This is a genomic window from Sulfitobacter sp. SK012 (assembly GCF_003352085.1).
Taxonomy (GTDB): domain Bacteria; phylum Pseudomonadota; class Alphaproteobacteria; order Rhodobacterales; family Rhodobacteraceae; genus Sulfitobacter.
In genome coordinates, this window is sequence record NZ_CP025804.1 from 2,923,331 (window position 1) to 2,938,233 (window position 14,903).

The following is a 14,903-nucleotide window of genomic DNA, read 5'->3' on the forward strand; positions in this document are numbered from 1 at the left end:
GCCTATGACCGAGATCACGCCGGACCTGTTGCTGCATGGCTATAGCGTCGGCATTTTTCCGATGTCCGAACACCGCGACGACCCAGAATTGTTCTGGGTCGACCCGCGAAAACGGGGTGTTTTACCGCTGGACGGTTTTCACATCTCGCGCTCGCTTGGCAAGGCAATGGCCCGCACGCCGTTTCAGATCACGGTCAATCGTGACTTTGATAGCGTCGTAGCAGGATGCGCAGATCGCGATGATACCTGGATAAATCAAGAAATTACAGCGCTTTACACGGCACTTCACGAACGTGGCAACGCCCACTCACTTGAAGTTTGGGATGGATCCGACCTGGTCGGCGGCGTTTATGGTGTCGTTTTAGGCGCGGCGTTTTTTGGCGAGAGCATGTTTTCGCGCCGTACGAACGCATCAAAAATAGCACTCGCTTGCCTTATGGATCGATTGCGGCGTGGGGGGTTTAGGCTTTTTGACACGCAGTTCTTGACGGATCATCTGGCGTCCTTGGGTGCGGTCGAAATTACCCGTGCCAACTATCATTCGCAACTCCGTGCAGCCATCGAACTTGAGGCGTCGTTTGTTGGACCTTCGGCGGCGTCAGCTCAAGACGTGATGCAGCGCATGACCCAGATATCATAGCGCGAATGTTCCAAGGCGCTCAGCGCTGGAGCCGAGGCAATCATCCAACCTGAAAACAGCGTTCCTGCGCGCCCAGTTTCGGAGATTTCCATTTCAGCATAGGCGTTGCCTGCAGGATTTCCAGCCGGATAGCGGCAGTCATTCAGCGCGACTTGCAACCGACCAAGTTCAAATGCCTGGCCCCTGCCGACTTCGATTTCGGTGGTCAGCCCAGATGTTTTATCAAGCGCACGCAACACAGCACCAGATCCAGACGTAACTTGCTGGGCCTGTACTGAGCTGGCAATTAAAACGCTAGATAACAAAAGTTTACGCATCAGGGCTCCTTGGGCCACGCATGGCCCTGCCTTGGATTATTCGGGGCTCCACGCCTCGTAATCCCCACGGTCGGCGGGTTTGGCGCGCCGCATCGATCCTGCGGGCGCATAAGCAAGCGGCGTCCCTGTCAGGTTTTCTTGATGCGGTTTTTCCCACGGCTTATGCGCCAGCGGTCGGTCGGTGGGCGGCTCGTTCCATGTGCGGTGCAGCCAGCCATGCCAATCAGGACTGATCCGGCTGGCTTCGGCTTCGCCGTTGAAAATCACCCAGCGCTTACTGTCATCGGCATTGCGATAAAAGATATTGCCTTGCGTGTCTTCTCCGACTTTTTCGCCCTTACGCCACGTGAAAAACTGGGTGTTGAGCGTTTGCCCATTCCACCACGTTACGCTGCGCAAAAGTGAAGTGACGATACCCATAGGTGCCTCCGATTTCTCTTCTTCTGATATGGCGCAGTTTCTTCCCAAGGTCCAGCGGTCAGACGGCGCTGGCAGCGCGATTATGCGCGACGCAATATGGGAATTATCGCAAAAAATCCGCAATTTCGGCATTTTTGTCCGGTACAATTGGCTCGAACAACACCGGACCTGTTATGAAAATCTTGTTATCTTTCGCACTCTACAGCACCATTTTGGGTGGTGCCCTGCTGTTTTGGCCACAAGGGACCGCGACCTCTACGGACAAAATCACCAAGGCGCGGATTGTGGCTGGTCAGGCGAAATTTGTCTCATCTGACCCCGCCGCAGTGCTCGATAGAGGTGGCGCACCTTCGAGCTCACCCTTTGTCGTCAACCTGATGGCTGAGCCGAAACAAGCACCAGACCGGTTGTCACTTGGCAGACTGAAGAAGCGACAAGATGCCGAACGTCGGGGTTACGTCACCCAGCGAAACGGCTCCGCTTCTTTGCCCAAACACAATGATGTTCGTCGGATGGACGCCCTAAGATTTAACTAGGGCAAGAGCGCTGTGACTTCGATTTCGATCCGGTACTTCGGGTCGATCAGCCCCACTTCCATCATCGTGGCCGCAGGTGGATTTGTGCCAAATGTTTCTGACAAAAGCGGCCAGCAGGGTTCAAATTCTGTGCGATCTGGCAGCAAATAGGTCACTCGTACGACATCCGCCATGCAACATCCCGCCTCAAGTAAAGCAGCCTTGATGATGCGTAAGGCGTCGGCACATTGGGCAACGGCATCATCACCCTGACCGACGGTGCCTGAGACGTGGACAAAACCGCCCGCCACGATCGCACGGCAATACCCGACCTTAGCTTCGAATTCGCCGCCTGAATGAATACGGTACATAATTTACTCCTCTTTATCAAATACTTAAGAATAGTTCATAAATAAAAAAAGCGAGCACATCGGCTCGCTTTTTCTCAACCTTGGTGGGTTAGATTAACCTGCGGATGCAGGTTCTTTTTCGACTTCGGCGTGGATCATCAGCGGCTTTGCGTCAGACATAACAGCCTCTTCGTTCACGACGACCTCGGTAACGGTGTCCAGACCCGGCAGTTCGAACATGGTGTCGAGCAAGATATCCTCGAGGATCGAGCGCAGGCCACGTGCACCTGTCTTACGCTCAATCGCGCGTTTTGCGATTGCAGACAGTGCATCATCGGTAAAGTTCAGTTGCGTATCTTCGATCTCGAACAGACGCTGGTATTGCTTGACCAATGCGTTCTTTGGCTGGGTCAAAATCGTGATCAACGCATCTTCATCTAGATCTTCAAGCGTCGCCAGAACCGGCAGACGGCCCACAAATTCCGGGATCAGACCGAACTTAAGCAAATCCTCTGGTTCCAGATCGGTGAATATTTCGCCGATGCCACGGTCGTCTTGGCGGCGAACGTCCGCGCCAAAGCCCATCGCAGAACCTTTGCCCCGCGCAGCGATGATCCGGTCAAGACCCGCAAAGGCCCCGCCACAGATGAACAGGATGTTCGTGGTATCCACTTGCAGGAATTCTTGCTGCGGATGCTTGCGCCCGCCCTGCGGAGGAACCGAAGCCACGGTGCCTTCCATAAGTTTCAAAAGCGCTTGCTGCACGCCCTCACCCGACACATCGCGCGTGATCGATGGGTTCTCAGATTTGCGCGTAATCTTATCAACTTCATCGATATAAACGATGCCGCGTTGTGCGCGCTCAACATTATATTCCGACGATTGCAGCAGCTTGAGAATGATGTTCTCCACATCTTCGCCAACATAGCCCGCTTCGGTCAGCGTGGTTGCGTCGGCCATGGTGAAGGGCACATCAAGAATGCGTGCGAGCGTCTGCGCTAAGAGCGTTTTACCGCACCCAGTTGGGCCAATCAGCAAGATGTTGGATTTCGCCAGCTCGATATCGCCGCCGCTTTGCGCATGGTTAAGACGCTTGTAGTGGTTATGCACCGCTACGGACAACACCCGCTTGGCCATTGCTTGGCCAATCACGTAGTCGTCCAAAACATCACAGATGTCTTTGGGTGTCGGCACGCCATCGGTTGTCTTCAGGCCAGAAGCTTTTGTTTCTTCACGGATAATATCCATGCAGAGCTCGACGCATTCATCACAGATAAAAACGGTCGGACCTGCGATCAGCTTGCGCACCTCGTGTTGGCTCTTGCCGCAAAAGCTGCAGTAGAGTGTGTTTTTGCTGTCGCTGCTGGAACTGTTCGCCATGTTAACCCTTTCAGGCCAAATATCGGGAGCCCGCTTTGGGCATAATGTGTATTTGAGGCCAAACTTAGGCCAGCCTCCCCGGGGGTACAATCGCAAAATCCCGGAGAGGTGGGAATGGGCGTTACTTGCCCTTTTTTCCCTTAGGCTTTTCTGGTTCTTCGTCCTTGCCACGGTTGGCAACGATGTCGTCGATGTGACCCCACTCAAGCGCTTGCTCCGGTGTCATCCACTTGTCGCGATCCAGGGCTTGCTGAACGGTTTCGTAATCTTGTCCGGTGTGCTTCATGTACAGGCGGTACATCCGCTCACGCGTGGCCTCAATGCTTTGGGCGCTGATCAGGATATCGGCCGCTGTGCCGCGAGCACCACCAGAAGGCTGATGAACGAGGAATTCTGAGTTGGGCAGTGCATAGCGCATGCCCTTTTCGCCGCCAATCGCAATCACCGAACCCATGGACGCCGCAAGCCCGCAAACAAGCGTGGATACTTTGGGGCGGATGTACTGCATGGTGTCGTAAATGCTCATCCCTGCTACCACACTGCCGCCGGGGCTGTTGATATACATGGATATTTCTTTGGACGGGTTTTCCGCCTCAAGGTGCAGCAACTGCGCCACGATCAGGTGCGACATGCCATCATGCACAGGCCCGTTCACAAAGATAATCCGCTCCTTCAGGAGGCGCGAAAAAATGTCGTAGGCACGTTCGCCACGGCTTGTTTGTTCGACCACCATCGGGACGAGATTGTTCTGAAAAGTCTCAATAGGATCGTTCATACAGCGTGCCTTTGCCTGTTGGTCGCGGGACCATACCCGCAAAACCGTTATCCAGAGATTAGTCGCGCCACAATGGGGGTACAAGGGGGGCTGATCGCTTGATCCTGCGGCAGGGCGTCTTACCTTCGTAAGATGAAAGAAACATTAACGATGTTCGCTCCCCCGGCAGGCCGCTGCCACACAGGCCTGCTTGGCATTTGGACCCATGCGGTCACTTTTGGATTTGCAAAAATAAACTCAATCTGATTGCGGTGATAAAACCTTCATACAGCGGTCACTAAATTGTTACGCACCAGGGTCACTAGGGACCTCGAGATCACGCCACTCCTAGAAGGGAAGCAGCACATGAACCGCCGCGACATCACAAACGATACCTCCATTGGCAACCGTGCCGAAGCGTTTGAAGCATTCGACGACATCCCCACCAACCCCAATCTGACCCGCACCATCGGCGATGTGGTGAATGCGCGCTATTCACGCCGAGATATGATGCGCGGCGCTTTGGGCGTCACCGCATCGACGGCCCTTTTTGGGACCTCCGCAATGATTGCACCGCATCAAGTAGCGGCGGCCACCCCTTCAAACTTCAAATTCACCGAGCTGGCCTGGGGCAACGACAGAACACACCACGTCGCCGAAGGTTACGATGCCGAAATCTTGCTGCGTTGGGGCGATCCAATCACAGCCGATGCGCCCGAGTTCGACGTGATGAACCAGACCGTCGCGGCGCAACTCAAGCAGTTCGGCTACAACAATGATTACGTGGGCTTTGTGCCGCTGAACGACGCAGGCACGCGCGGGTTGCTGTGCGTTAACCACGAATACACCAATGAAGAAGTAATGTTCCCCGGTTTGGGCCGTCAAGACACTGCCGGTTTTGGTGGCATGACGCCTGAGCTGATTGACATTGAGATGGCCGCGCATGGCGGGTCTGTTGTGGAAATCGCCCAGGATGATGATGGCACATGGCGAGTTGTGCGTGACAGTGCAATGAACCGCCGGATCACGCCGCTGACCACACAGATGACGCTAGATGGCCCAGCAGCAGGGCACCCGCGCCTCAAGACCCATGATGACAACACGGGCCTTAAGGTAATAGGAACGCTCAACAATTGCGCCGGAGGATTGACGCCCTGGGGTACGTGGTTGATGGCCGAAGAGAATTTTCACGGATATTTCTGGACCGATAATCTGGATGCTGAAGGTGCACCGCTTATCGACGAAACCCACGCTGAGGCGACCTCTTGGAAGCGCTACGGCGTGCCGGGGAATTGGTATGCATGGGGCAAGCATCACGACCGTTTTAACCTCGATAAAGAACCAAACATGTCCAACAAATTCGGCTGGGTCGTCGAAGTTGACCCAATGGACCCCAGTTCCACCCCGATTAAACACACGGCCCTTGGCCGCTTTCGCCATGAAGGCGCTGAGACCACGGTATCAAGCGACGGAAAACTGGTGATCTACATGGGCGACGACAACCGCTTTGACTACCAGTATAAATACGTCTCGGGCGGCACTGTGTCGGACGACCGCGCGGACAATTCTGCGCTGCTCAGCGATGGCACGTTATATGTCGCGCGCTTTGACGCAGATGGTACAATCGCGTGGTTGCCGCTTGTGCATGGGACTGGGCCACTAACGGCCACGAATGGCTTTAACGATCAGGGCGATGTGATGATCGACACGCGCCTTGCTGCGGACCTGTTGGGTGCCACCCCGATGGACCGCCCCGAAGACGCACAACCGCGCGGCGATGGCACGGCGTATGTGATGCTCACCAATAATTCCAGGCGCACGCCTGAAGATGTGAATGCTGCCAACCCGCGCGCCGAGAGTTCTTTTGGTCACATCATCGAGATCAAGGAAGACGGCGGCAATCACGCCGCGACCTTTGGTACATGGTCAATCTTGGTGAAATGCGGTGATCCATCAATTGCTGAGGTCGGGGCGCAGTGGAACCCTGAGACTTCTGAGAATGGCTGGTTCGGATCACCTGACAATTGCGCCATTGACGCAGATGGGCGGCTTTGGGTTGCCACAGATCAGGGCAAAAAGTGGGGCAAAACGGGCAAGTCTGACGGGCTATATGCGATAGAAACCCAAGGCGAGGCGCGCGGCACCTCAAAGCTCTTTTTCCGCTGCCCTGTGGGGGGCGAAATGTGCGGGCCATATTTCACACCCGACATGGAAACGCTATTTGTCGCAGTCCAGCACCCTGGCACTGATGGGACCACGGCGCTGACCGGTTTTGAGCGTCACAGCACGTTTGAAGATCCCGCCACCCGCTGGCCTGATTTCGATCCCAACATGCCGCCGCGCCCCTCTGTTGTTGTGATCACCAAACAAGGCGGCGGCAAGATTGCGGTTTAGGGTTTTGCCAAACATCCAACGATAGCATCCGCCATACCCTGCACCAGTGCGGGGTATGGCGCGGTCATGGGCAGATCCGGATCGCCCATGGGGTTGAGCGTCACGACCTCGACCCCCTCGCCTGCCATCAGCGCTTCAATCAGTGCCGCATTATGCGCTGGTTCCGCAAAGGCGCATTTTACCGGGTTTGCCGCTAATTGATCGCGCAGTTTGGCCAACCGTGCCGGGCCCGGCTGTGCGCCGTCGCCTAAAAATACGGCTCCCGAGGCGCTGACGTGATAGCGTGCCTCGAAATATTGGAACGCGTCATGCAGTACTAAAAATGGAATATCCTTCAGAGCGTGAAGCCTATCCTCGAGGTCTGTGGAAAGCGCGGCAAGCTCTTGTGAAAATGACAAGAAATTGGCGCGGTACGCACCGGCATTGGCCGGATCTAGCGCGACCATTGCGTCCGATATATTTGCGGCGATGACAACGCCATTGGCCGGATCGAGTCAAATATGTGGATCAACATTGGCATGCTCTTCATCGTGGTCCGCATCATGATCCTCGTTGTGGTTCTCGTCATGATCTTCGTTGTGGTCCTCGTTATGATCCGCATCTTGGCCATGATCGTGTCCCCCACCCTCAAAACCGTCCCCATCCCGCATAGGCAGAAGGTTGAGAGGCCCATCTATCTGCGCAATATGCTCTGCCTTGCCCGCCAATGCATCCAACGGCCCTTCGAGCCAGCGCGTCAGCTCCGGACTAACCCAGATCACAAGCTGGGCCTGCGACAAAGCCTGCGCCTCAAATGGGCGCATCGCATAATCATGCGGAGAGGTCCCGTTCGGGATCAAGACCTGCGGCACACCTACCCCTTCCATCACCCGCGCTGCTATCGCCCCGACGGGTGCGATATCAGTCATCACACGAGGCGCGTCTGCCCAAGCGGGCGAAGTCGTAAGGCAGAGTGCAAAAAAACGTGGCGCATGCCAGATATCTTATATTGGTAAGCAGAGCAGGCTTGCTAACTTATATGTTATAATATATCAATACTGAATATCTTCTGCAAGGAACATCCATGCCCACCTCCATCGGGTTTGAATCCCACGATCACAGCATTTGTGTGCGCGGTTCGCTTGAAAAAGCGCAGGCACATTGTGGTGCAACCGGCCTGCGCCTGACGCCTGTGCGACGCCGTAGCCTTGAGATTTTGCTTGCTGAGCATCGCGCTATGGGTGCCTACGATCTTCTGCGCCAACTTGCCGCAGAAGGGCTGGGTAGCCAACCGCCCGTTGCCTACCGCGCGCTGGAGTTTATGGTTGGTGCCGGCTTCGCCCATAAGATTGAAGCGCTGAATGCCTACATCGCTTGTGCCCATATAGGGGAGGACCATGCGCCTGCTTTTCTGATCTGCCGCAGTTGCCAGTCGGTGGCCGAAACTGATACGACCTCCGACCAAGGACGCCTTGGTGACGCCGCGCGCGCCACGGGTTTCCGCATCGAACGGACAGTGGTCGAAGCCGAAGGGCTCTGCCCCGCGTGCCAAGACGAGGACGCAGAATGAGACTTATCACGACAACAGATCTTGGCCTCTCTTATGGCGCACGCATTGTGCTGGAGGGTGTCAACATCGGCATCGACCGCGGAGAGATCGTGACGATCGTGGGGCCTAACGGCTCTGGCAAATCGTCGCTGCTGCGCGCTTTGATCGGTGCCTTGCCACCGCGGCGTGGCAAAGTCACCCGCGCTCCCGGTTTGCGCATTGGCTTTGTCCCCCAAAAACTGCAGATCGATGCATCTTTGCCCCTTACTGTCTCTCGGTTTCTCAACCTTCCGCACAAGACCACACCCACCGCAATTGAGGCCGCCCTTGCCGATGCTGGTGTCTCGGATCTGGGCACGCGGCAAATGGCGCAGCTGTCTGGTGGGCAATTTCAACGCGTGCTGCTGGCGCGCGCGCTTTTGAGCACGCCAGATATCCTGATCCAAGATGAAGCCACGCAGGACCTCGACTAACCAGGGGCCGCAAGTTTTTTTCCGCCAGATCGAAGCCGTCCGCCAAGCGCGTGGCTGTGCCGTGTTGATGGTCAGCCATGATTGCATGTTGTGATGGCCGCCAGTGACCGAGTGGTGTGCTTTAACGGCCACGTGTGTTGCGAAGGGACGCCGGATGTCGTGGCCGACGCCCCCGAATACCGCGCGCTCTTTGGCACTGGGACGCAAGTGCTTTGGCGCTGTACCGCCATGACCACGATCATCATGGTCACGACCACGATCACGGAGCCCACTAATGCTAGATGATTTCTTAGTGAGCGCGGCTCTTGCCGGGCTTGGGGTGGCCCTTGCCGCAGCCCCGTTGGGTTGTTTCGTTGTTTGGCGCCGCATGGCCTATTTTGGCGATGCAACCAGCCATGCGGCGATCCTTGGCTTGGCACTGGCATTGGCGACGGATTTGCCAATCTTTGCAGGGGTTTTGGCCGTGGCACTGGCGATGGCGCTGCTCATTGCGGCGCTGTCTGAACGCACTGTGAGTGCCGACACGCTGCTTGGAGTTTTGGCCCATGCCGCATTGGCCCTCGGACTGGTGGCTGTGTCACTACTGGACGGGGTCCGGGTGGATTTGGACGCCTATCTATTTGGCGATATCTTGGCAGTGACGCGCGCTGATCTGGTGGTCATCTGGAGCGGTGCGGCCCTTGTCGCAGGCCTGATGATCTGGCGCTGGCAAGCATTGCTGACCGCAACCCTTTCGCCTGATCTGGCAAGTGCCAGCGGTGGCAATCCGCGCCGCGAAGTGCTGCTCCTCACCCTCGCTTTGGCAGTGACCGTGGCGGTCGCAATCAAGGTCGTAGGGGCGTTGTTGATCGCGGCAATGCTGATTACCCCAGCAGCAACCGCGCGGCCCTTTGCACGAACACCCGAGATGATGGCGGCCTGCGCCGTTATCATAGGGGCCGTCGCCGCCCTAGGGGGGTTGGGTGGGTCCTACATCTTTGATACGCTAACCGGCCCCAGCATCGCCAGCTTTGCTGCCGGGCTTTTTGCGCTCTCGATTGCGCTTTGGCCCCTGCTCCGCCGGGCTTAGGTTTACGCTTTAGACAGAACCGCAGTGGCTTCAATCTCGACCTTGGCTTCATCCTCAACAAGGGCTGAAACAACGACCATGGCCATCGCCGGGAAATGCCGCCCCATAACTTCGCGGTAGGCGCGGCCGACATCTGCTTGTGCCGCTAGATATTCCGCTTTGTCAGTGACGTACCAAGTCAGACGGACGATGTCTTCGGGCGTACCTCCGGCCGCTTCGACCACGGCCCGAATGTTGCGCAGGGCCTGCACCATCTGACCAATGAAATCATGCGCTTCAAACTTTTGATCCACTGTCCAACCGATCTGCCCTCCGACAAAAAGGTGCCCGTCTGCGGCCAACACGCCATTGGCGTATCCTTTTGCCGGGGCCCAGCCCTCGGGTTGAATAATTTGATGTGCCATAGTCTTTTCCTCCTCGTCAGGGGCGTCAAACGCCCAAATATTGATCCGCTATTTGTGCGGATAGGTCTGTCATTGGTCCCGACCACACGGTGGTGCCACGTTCTAAAATAACGGCGCTGTCCGCCACACCGCCAAGTTCACGCAGGGATTTATCCACCACGATCAGCGACATGCCGGTTTCTGCCTTGAGTTTAGCGACGGCTGCCCAGATCTCTTGGCGGACCACCGGGGCCAACCCTTCGGTCGCCTCATCGAGAAGCAGCAGCGTTGGATTTGTCATCAAGGCGCGACCAATTGCGAGCATCTGCTGTTCGCCGCCCGATAAGCTTGCGGCAAGCTGGCTTTGACGTTCTCCCAATCGCGGAAAAAGGTCTGTCACGGCAGCCACATCCCAAGGCCCTTTGCGGGCCGCGGCGATCAGGTTCTCATGCACTGTCAGCGGGCCAAAGCAGCGACGCCCCTCAGGCACCAATCCGATGCCTGCGCGCGCGGCGCGGTAGCTGGGCAACCGGGCGATGTCTTTGCCGTTAAATTCCAGCGTTCCACCAGAATGTCTGAGCATCCGGCAGATCACCTTATTGGTCGAGGATTTACCCATCCCATTGCGCCCCATCAACGCCAGTACTTCGCCTTGTTGCAGTGCCAGATCGACACCAAACAACGCCTGTGATGGCCCGTAAGACGCCGTGATCCCCCTGAGGTTAAGCACATTCATGCCGCGTCCTCCGACCCCAAATAGGCTTCTCGGACATCCGGGTTCTTGCGGATTTCATCCGCGGTGCCGGTCGCGATAATTTGGCCGTAGACCAGCACCGAGATGCGGTCAGCAAGCGCAAAGACCGCGTCCATGTCATGCTCCACCAACAAAATCGGTGCCTGTGCGCGCAATCCATCGAGAAAACCTGTCATCTCTTTGGAGCCTTCTGCCCCCAGCCCCGCCATCGGTTCGTCCATCAAGAACACTGACGGCTCCAAGGTCAGTGCCACAGCGACCTCGAGCTGGCGGCGCTGTCCGTGGCTTAACTCAGCCGTCCGGCGCGCGGCGGCATCCTGCAGACCAACCCGTTCCAGCGCATCCATGGCCCGCGCGCGCAACCCGTCCTGTTTCAGGACCGGCCCAAAGAAACGCATGACCCCACCTTGGCACCCTAATGCACCAAGGGTCACGTTTTGCAGCACCGTCATCTCCATCGCGAGTGACGAAATTTGAAAAGTACGCCCCAGCCCTGCACGCGCCCGTGCAACCGTTCCCAGTGCAGTCACATCGCGACCGGCAAATTCAACCGTGCCGCTGTCGGATTTCAGGCCCCCGGCGATCTGTTTGATCAGCGTGGATTTTCCCGCACCGTTAGGTCCGATCAACGCATGGATTTCGCCCTGCATCAGGGTCAACGACACACCATCCGTTGCCTTGAGCGCGCCAAAGCTCTTGTGCAGATCTTTGATTTTCAGCAGCGGATCAGTCATGAGCCTGCTCGCGTCCTGCAATAAGGCCGATCATGCCACCGCGCGCAAAAAGCACCACGAGCAACAAAAGCACCCCCAGATAAACATGCCAGAAATCACTGAGGCCGCCCAAAACATGCTCCAGAAGGATGAACAATGCCGCCCCCGCAACAGGGCCAAAGAGCCGCCCTACCCCGCCTAAGATCACAAAAACCATGATCTCTCCGCTGGTTTGCCAACTGAACATTGTGGGGCTTACAAAACGGTTGAGATCCGCAAAAAGCGCGCCCGCCAGGCCCGTCACCGCCCCTGACAGCACAAATGCCACCAGCCGAATGCGGTAAGGCGTGATCCCGACCGTCTCGACCCGCTCTGGGTTTTGACGCGCGGCAGACAGCGCCAAGCCGAAAGGTGCGGCGGCCAGACGGCCCGCGAAAAACAAAACCAAAGCCAACAGCGCAAAACAGATGCCAAAAAAGGTTAGCGGATCAAGCGTGTTAAGACCGGGAAAGCCATTGCGCACATAGACCGACAGGCCATCTTCACCGCCATACGCGCTCCAGGAGATGCTGAAATAATAAAGCATCTGACCAAAGGCGAGCGTGATCATGATGAAATAGACGCCCGAGGTGCGTAAGCTGAGCGCGCCGATCGCTAACGCGGCCAGCGCACTTGCGATGATCGCGACCAGCCAGATGATCGGCATGGATTTGGTGCCCTCAATCAAAAACGGCACCTCCATCAGCGGCGTGTAATTTTGGGCGTGAAAGGCAAGAATGCCCATCGCATAGCCCCCAATGCCAAAGAACGCAGCGTGACCAAGACTGACCAAGCCGCCCAGTCCCAGCGCGATGTTCAAGCCAACCCCAGCGAGTGCAAGGATCGCAGCTTTGGTGGTCAGCGTGATGATAAATGGCGCGTCGAGGACAAACGCCACGAGTGCTGTCACTGGCAGGAGTGCAAAAAGAAAGACGTTCAGGAGGGTTTCGCGCCGCATCTTACGCCTCCCCAAAGAGGCCGGTGGGTTTGAATAATAGTACCCCCGCCATCAAGATGTAGATCGACATATTCGCCAAAGAAGAGCCCAGCGACGTGGCCGCCTGCGCCTCCATAAACGTGGCAAAGAGCGGCGGAAGCAGCACGCCACCAAGCGTATCTGTCAGCCCGACCAACAGCGCACCCACCAGCGCGCCTTTGATCGATCCGATGCCGCCGATCACGATCACAACAAAGGCAAGGATCAGCACTGGCTCGCCCATACCAACCTGAACTGATTGAATGGCCCCAACGAGCGCGCCCGCAAGCCCAGCAAGCGCGGCCCCAAGAGCAAAGACCAACGTGTAGAGCTTTGAGATATCGACCCCAAGGGCTGCGATCATTTCACGATCGGCCTCACCTGCACGAATTTGGATGCCAATGCGGGTCCGTGCAATCAACGCAAACAGCCCCATTGCGATCAGCAGTCCAACGACGATGATGGTCAAACGGTAGAGCGGGTATTGGATGCCACCGGGCAGCATAACGGCCCCACTGAGCGCAGGTGGAATATCAAGAAACAGCGGAAATGAGCCAAAAACCCACCGCGTCCCTTCAGAGAAAATAAGGATCAGAGCAAAGGTCGCCAGCACTTGATCAAGGTGGTCGCGGTCATAAAGCCTGCGGATCACCAACAACTCAACCAAAGCACCCGCCGCAGCCGCTGCGGCCAGTGCTGCTATCAATCCAAGTGCAAATGATCCAGTCGCCGCCGACACAGCCGCCGCGGCAAAAGCACCAACCATATAAAGCGATCCATGGGCCAGATTGATCAGCCCCATCACGCCAAAAATAAGCGTCAGGCCGGCCGCCATCAAGAACAGCATGATGCCCGATTGCAGGCCATTGAGCACCTGTTCGATCAAAAGGATTGGGGTCATTGCGGGTCAAAGCTTCCTTGGCCCTGCGATGTGCAAGGTTGGTGTTTGAATGCGCGCGCCAGGGTGCCCGGCGCGCGCCAAAGATTTAAAAGCTGCAGTCAGCGCCGTAGACGTCTGAGTGACCTGATGCCGCAACGCCAATGATCTTATTGGTTACGACATCGCCCTGCTTGACGACTTCGCGCATGTAGATGTCCTGCACGGGGTGGTGGTTAGGTGCAAAGCTGAACGACCCACGCACACTGTCGAAATCAGCCGCCTCAAGAGCGGCTCGGAAAGCATCCGCGTCTTTGACATCGGCCGAAGCGGCCGCAGAGGCCAGCAAGAGCCCGGTGTCATAACCTTGAGCCGCATAGAGTGACGGTAGGCGGCCATATTCAGCCTCAAAATCGGCAACAAATTTGACGTTTGCAGGATTGTCGATGTCTTTGGACCAATGCGAGGTGTTCTTGACCCCGATGGCCGCGTCGCCAATCGCCCCTAGGATACCTTGATCAAAGCTAAACGCAGGGCCCATAACGTTTTTATCCACGCCCGAGCCTGAGTATTGCTTCATAAAGGAAATCCCCATGCCGCCCGGCAGGAAGTAAAACACTGTATCGGCATCTGACGCACGGATTTGGCTGATCTCAGCTGCGTAATCGGTCTGGCCCAGTTGGGTATAAACCTCTTGCGCGATCTCGCCTTTGAACATGCGCTTGAAACCGGTCATCCCGTCTTTGCCGGCTGGATAATTCGGCGCGATCAGGAATACTTTGCCGATGCCATTTTCATTTGCCCAGCTGCCTGCGGCCTCGTAGAACGCATCGTTCTGCCACGCCACGTTAAAGTAATTCTGATGGCACCCCTTCCCGGCCAGCTGGCTGGGACCGGCATTGGGGCTAATGTAGAACTTGCCTTGCGCCGTTGTCGCCGGGACCACCGCCATGGCGAGGTTGGACCAGATAATGCCTGTCAGCACATCGACCTTTTCGGATTGGATCATCTTATCGGTCAGTTGCACCGCGATGTCAGGTTTGCGCTGATCATCCTCAATCACCAGTTCAATCGCGTCATTGCCTTTGGTCGCCAGCAAAAAGCCGTCCCGCACGTCTACGCCAAGGCCGGCACCGCCGCCCGAAAGCGTGGTGATCATACCCACCTTCACTGTGCCGCCATGGCCATCGGCCACAGCGCCCGTTGCAACCGCAGCAAGCCCGGCAGCGAGGATCATTGATCGTAATTTCATGGTCGTCTCCCTAGTTGTTGAGCCTCATTCAGCGGGCCCGTTTGGTGGCGCGGCATAAGCCCCGCGCCG

At 56.8% G+C, this 14,903-nt stretch carries 16 protein-coding genes and 2 pseudogenes; 6 read left to right on the forward strand and 12 right to left on the reverse strand.

What is annotated here, in order from left to right; genetic code table 11:
* The first annotated feature begins 4 nt into the window (after positions 1-4).
* The gene (gene aat / locus C1J03_RS14305) at positions 5-640 is read left to right on the forward strand and encodes a leucyl/phenylalanyl-tRNA--protein transferase (protein WP_114887210.1); all 636 of its coding nucleotides are present in this window, start codon (positions 5-7) and stop codon (positions 638-640) included.
* Here the strand turns inward: aat and C1J03_RS14310 are convergent.
* The gene (locus tag C1J03_RS14310) at positions 604-957 is read right to left on the reverse strand and encodes a DUF2155 domain-containing protein (protein WP_114887211.1); all 354 of its coding nucleotides are present in this window, start codon (positions 955-957) and stop codon (positions 604-606) included. The two genes, aat and C1J03_RS14310, sit on opposite strands and share 37 nt — an antisense overlap.
* A gap of 36 nt (positions 958-993) precedes the next feature.
* Complete coding sequence (locus C1J03_RS14315; protein ID WP_114889018.1) at positions 994-1,377, reverse strand: NADH:ubiquinone oxidoreductase subunit NDUFA12; 384 nt, start codon at positions 1,375-1,377, stop codon at positions 994-996.
* A 173-nt stretch (positions 1,378-1,550) separates the two neighbouring features.
* Between C1J03_RS14315 and C1J03_RS14320 the strand changes: the two genes are divergently transcribed.
* Complete coding sequence (locus C1J03_RS14320; RefSeq protein ID WP_162798544.1) at positions 1,551-1,913, forward strand: hypothetical protein; 363 nt, start codon at positions 1,551-1,553, stop codon at positions 1,911-1,913.
* On the opposite strand, the gene C1J03_RS14325 is transcribed toward C1J03_RS14320, so the two are convergent.
* From C1J03_RS14325 to C1J03_RS14335, 3 genes are all read right to left on the reverse strand, one after another.
* A complete protein-coding gene (locus tag C1J03_RS14325; RefSeq protein WP_114887213.1) occupies positions 1,910-2,266 on the reverse strand; it encodes a RidA family protein in 357 nt (118 codons plus the stop codon). The genes C1J03_RS14320 and C1J03_RS14325 overlap by 4 nt on opposite strands.
* Before the next feature lie 90 nt (positions 2,267-2,356).
* Positions 2,357-3,622 carry an ATP-dependent Clp protease ATP-binding subunit ClpX gene (gene clpX / locus C1J03_RS14330; protein ID WP_114887214.1) on the reverse strand — a complete coding sequence of 422 codons (1,266 nt, stop codon included), beginning with the start codon at positions 3,620-3,622 and terminating at the stop codon, positions 2,357-2,359.
* Between the two features lie 121 nt (positions 3,623-3,743).
* The gene (locus C1J03_RS14335; protein ID WP_114887215.1) at positions 3,744-4,397 is read right to left on the reverse strand and encodes an ATP-dependent Clp protease proteolytic subunit; all 654 of its coding nucleotides are present in this window, start codon (positions 4,395-4,397) and stop codon (positions 3,744-3,746) included.
* A gap of 345 nt (positions 4,398-4,742) precedes the next feature.
* Here C1J03_RS14335 and C1J03_RS14340 point away from each other — a divergent pair, with 345 nt between their 5' ends.
* A complete protein-coding gene (locus C1J03_RS14340; RefSeq protein WP_114887216.1) occupies positions 4,743-6,770 on the forward strand; it encodes a PhoX family protein in 2,028 nt (675 codons plus the stop codon).
* Here the strand turns inward: C1J03_RS14340 and C1J03_RS26200 are convergent.
* Positions 6,767-7,678, reverse strand: a pseudogene (locus C1J03_RS26200) (zinc ABC transporter substrate-binding protein). The gene C1J03_RS14340 and the pseudogene C1J03_RS26200 sit on opposite strands and share 4 nt — an antisense overlap.
* A gap of 155 nt (positions 7,679-7,833) precedes the next feature.
* Here C1J03_RS26200 and C1J03_RS14355 point away from each other — a divergent pair.
* The 3 genes and pseudogenes from C1J03_RS14355 (at position 7,834) to C1J03_RS14365 (ending at position 9,840) form a co-directional block, all read left to right on the forward strand.
* On the forward strand, positions 7,834-8,319 hold the full coding sequence (locus C1J03_RS14355) for a transcriptional repressor (RefSeq protein WP_114887219.1): 486 nt from the start codon (positions 7,834-7,836) through the stop codon (positions 8,317-8,319).
* Positions 8,316-9,046: pseudogene (locus C1J03_RS14360) on the forward strand (metal ABC transporter ATP-binding protein). The gene C1J03_RS14355 and the pseudogene C1J03_RS14360 overlap by 4 nt, the downstream one beginning before the upstream one ends.
* Positions 9,046-9,840 carry a metal ABC transporter permease gene (locus C1J03_RS14365; RefSeq protein WP_114887220.1) on the forward strand — a complete coding sequence of 265 codons (795 nt, stop codon included), beginning with the start codon at positions 9,046-9,048 and terminating at the stop codon, positions 9,838-9,840. Before C1J03_RS14360 ends, C1J03_RS14365 begins: the two are co-directional and overlap by 1 nt.
* Before the next feature lie 2 nt (positions 9,841-9,842).
* On the opposite strand, the gene C1J03_RS14370 is transcribed toward C1J03_RS14365, so the two are convergent.
* From C1J03_RS14370 to C1J03_RS14395, 6 genes are all read right to left on the reverse strand, one after another.
* Complete coding sequence (locus C1J03_RS14370) at positions 9,843-10,244, reverse strand: RidA family protein (RefSeq protein WP_114887221.1); 402 nt, start codon at positions 10,242-10,244, stop codon at positions 9,843-9,845.
* A gap of 25 nt (positions 10,245-10,269) precedes the next feature.
* Positions 10,270-10,959, reverse strand: coding sequence for an ABC transporter ATP-binding protein (locus C1J03_RS14375; protein WP_114887222.1), 690 nt, complete (start codon positions 10,957-10,959; stop codon positions 10,270-10,272).
* On the reverse strand, positions 10,956-11,711 hold the full coding sequence (locus C1J03_RS14380; RefSeq protein ID WP_114887223.1) for an ABC transporter ATP-binding protein: 756 nt from the start codon (positions 11,709-11,711) through the stop codon (positions 10,956-10,958). Before C1J03_RS14380 ends, C1J03_RS14375 begins: the two co-directional genes overlap by 4 nt.
* The gene (locus C1J03_RS14385; RefSeq protein WP_114887224.1) at positions 11,704-12,687 is read right to left on the reverse strand and encodes a branched-chain amino acid ABC transporter permease; all 984 of its coding nucleotides are present in this window, start codon (positions 12,685-12,687) and stop codon (positions 11,704-11,706) included. The genes C1J03_RS14380 and C1J03_RS14385 overlap by 8 nt, the downstream gene beginning before the upstream one ends.
* Before the next feature lies 1 nt (position 12,688).
* Positions 12,689-13,606 (reverse strand): branched-chain amino acid ABC transporter permease, encoded by a 918-nt coding sequence (locus C1J03_RS14390; RefSeq protein WP_114887225.1) that lies wholly within the window; start codon positions 13,604-13,606, stop codon positions 12,689-12,691.
* An 85-nt stretch (positions 13,607-13,691) separates the two neighbouring features.
* Positions 13,692-14,834 (reverse strand): ABC transporter substrate-binding protein, encoded by a 1,143-nt coding sequence (locus C1J03_RS14395; protein WP_114887226.1) that lies wholly within the window; start codon positions 14,832-14,834, stop codon positions 13,692-13,694.
* Between the last annotated feature and the right edge of the window lie 69 nt (positions 14,835-14,903).

Coding starts and splice junctions, on each gene's coding strand:
- C1J03_RS14340 (WP_114887216.1), top strand. CDS start 4,743: ATGAACCGCCGCGACATCACAAACGATACCTCCATTGGCAACCGTGCC.
- C1J03_RS14335 (WP_114887215.1), bottom strand. CDS start 4,397: ATGAACGATCCTATTGAGACTTTTCAGAACAATCTCGTCCCGATGGTG.
- clpX (WP_114887214.1), bottom strand. CDS start 3,622: ATGGCGAACAGTTCCAGCAGCGACAGCAAAAACACACTCTACTGCAGC.
- C1J03_RS14315 (WP_114889018.1), bottom strand. CDS start 1,377: ATGGGTATCGTCACTTCACTTTTGCGCAGCGTAACGTGGTGGAATGGG.
- C1J03_RS14390 (WP_114887225.1), bottom strand. CDS start 13,606: ATGACCCCAATCCTTTTGATCGAACAGGTGCTCAATGGCCTGCAATCG.
- C1J03_RS14320 (WP_162798544.1), top strand. CDS start 1,551: ATGAAAATCTTGTTATCTTTCGCACTCTACAGCACCATTTTGGGTGGT.
- C1J03_RS14310 (WP_114887211.1), bottom strand. CDS start 957: ATGCGTAAACTTTTGTTATCTAGCGTTTTAATTGCCAGCTCAGTACAG.
- C1J03_RS14385 (WP_114887224.1), bottom strand. CDS start 12,687: ATGCGGCGCGAAACCCTCCTGAACGTCTTTCTTTTTGCACTCCTGCCA.
- C1J03_RS14370 (WP_114887221.1), bottom strand. CDS start 10,244: ATGGCACATCAAATTATTCAACCCGAGGGCTGGGCCCCGGCAAAAGGA.
- C1J03_RS14380 (WP_114887223.1), bottom strand. CDS start 11,711: ATGACTGATCCGCTGCTGAAAATCAAAGATCTGCACAAGAGCTTTGGC.
- C1J03_RS14395 (WP_114887226.1), bottom strand. CDS start 14,834: ATGAAATTACGATCAATGATCCTCGCTGCCGGGCTTGCTGCGGTTGCA.
- C1J03_RS14355 (WP_114887219.1), top strand. CDS start 7,834: ATGCCCACCTCCATCGGGTTTGAATCCCACGATCACAGCATTTGTGTG.
- aat (WP_114887210.1), top strand. CDS start 5: ATGACCGAGATCACGCCGGACCTGTTGCTGCATGGCTATAGCGTCGGC.
- C1J03_RS14375 (WP_114887222.1), bottom strand. CDS start 10,959: ATGAATGTGCTTAACCTCAGGGGGATCACGGCGTCTTACGGGCCATCA.
- C1J03_RS14365 (WP_114887220.1), top strand. CDS start 9,046: ATGCTAGATGATTTCTTAGTGAGCGCGGCTCTTGCCGGGCTTGGGGTG.